This window comes from Bacteroides muris (ex Fokt et al. 2023) (assembly GCF_024704895.1).
Taxonomy (GTDB): domain Bacteria; phylum Bacteroidota; class Bacteroidia; order Bacteroidales; family Bacteroidaceae; genus Bacteroides; species Bacteroides muris.
The window spans coordinates 1-1,315 of sequence record NZ_JAMZEE010000096.1; the positions used below are offsets into that span (position 1 = coordinate 1).

General features: G+C 38.6%; 2 protein-coding genes and 1 pseudogene. All 3 read right to left on the minus strand.

Going from position 1 to position 1,315, the window contains the following annotated elements:
* Nucleotides 1-208: 208 nt before the first annotated feature.
* On the minus strand, nucleotides 209-418 hold the full coding sequence (locus M1B78_RS18345) for a hypothetical protein (protein ID WP_257941483.1): 210 nt from the start codon (nucleotides 416-418) through the stop codon (nucleotides 209-211).
* Between the two features lie 41 nt (nucleotides 419-459).
* A complete protein-coding gene (locus tag M1B78_RS18350) occupies nucleotides 460-816 on the minus strand; it encodes a TetR/AcrR family transcriptional regulator (RefSeq protein WP_257941484.1) in 357 nt (118 codons plus the stop codon).
* Between the two features lie 328 nt (nucleotides 817-1,144).
* Nucleotides 1,145-1,315 (minus strand): annotated as a pseudogene (locus M1B78_RS18355) (conjugal transfer protein MobA); the annotation flags it as partial.

Below are 1,315 nucleotides of genomic sequence, written 5' to 3' on the forward strand. Positions count from 1 at the left end.
ATTATACTAAATATTATTTACTAACTCATTTGTTTTCAACGGATTAACTGTAATTTTAACGAAGTATTAATTATATAATCAGTCATTCAAAAAGACGTCAATAATGAACATTGTTTCAAAACGTTCAAAAAAAGAGGAGAGAATCTCAATATTGAAATTCTCTCCTCCAATTTGCCTGAAGCCTTTACATGCAGTCCGAATCGGACTCTCATATTTCCAATATGTGTTTCCATCCGTTTATCTCGAATTTGATATACTCTTCCACAACCTGCTGCATTCCATCCACGGTAATCTTGTGCATCAATATCTCCTCGAACATCGTGAACATCCACACCGTATGCAGATGTATCATGAAATCGCTCACCCGTATATTCATATGCGGATGTTTCGTCTTGTTGTCTTTGAACCATATTTTCACTTGTTCCGTAGCTTTATCGGTAAATTCCGATTTGAAATGCTCTAATGAAGACCCTTGTGCCCAAAAAACAAAATCTTCATCAGAGTACGGTTGCCACGCAGCAGATTCATATACTCGGAAACGGCGGAAAACAGATATTCTTCCCGTATCATATCCAATGCGTCTGCATATTTTCCGTGATGACGGTCAAACATGGAATAAAAAGACGAGGTAATAGGGGCAAGGACTGCACAGAACAGACTGTCTTTACTTGGAAAATAGTGATATAGATTTCCAACTCCGACACCCACCTGCGTGGCAATGGAACGCATGGAAGCCTTCGTAAAGCCCTTGCGGGAAAACTCTTTGCGTCCTGCATCCATTATCTTTTGCCTGATGTCGTTTTTGAGTGACTGCATGATTAAACACTGTTTCCTTTTCGGGTGCAAAGATATTATGATTCAATGGTATATGCAATACCAATAAATAGTGAGAAAGACAAAGACAACTCAGTATCAATAATGTATCTATCAAAAAACAACGAACAATGAACATTGCTAAATAATGTTCATTGTTAAGGCATGTGCTTATTACTAATTATTTGGTATATTAAATACGAAAAGTGCATATCTAAAATATAAGGCATGTACTCTTCGATTATAATTTTATCCCTTTTGGTCGGTTTTCATCCTTGAATTGAAACCCCGGCCGCCCGATGAACTTCGTTCATTAATCAGGCAACCTTCTTCAAGTCTGTTGTTCCCACTTGGCATACATCTCCCTTGAAAGTTTCACAATCTCCCGGCTCAGTTTCACAAGGTCGATGGTATGTTTCTCCAACTTGTAGAGCAACGCCATCGCCTTCTTCTCCGAAAAGTGGATGCGCAACTCTTTAACGACTTGATTGTAGTTCGTACC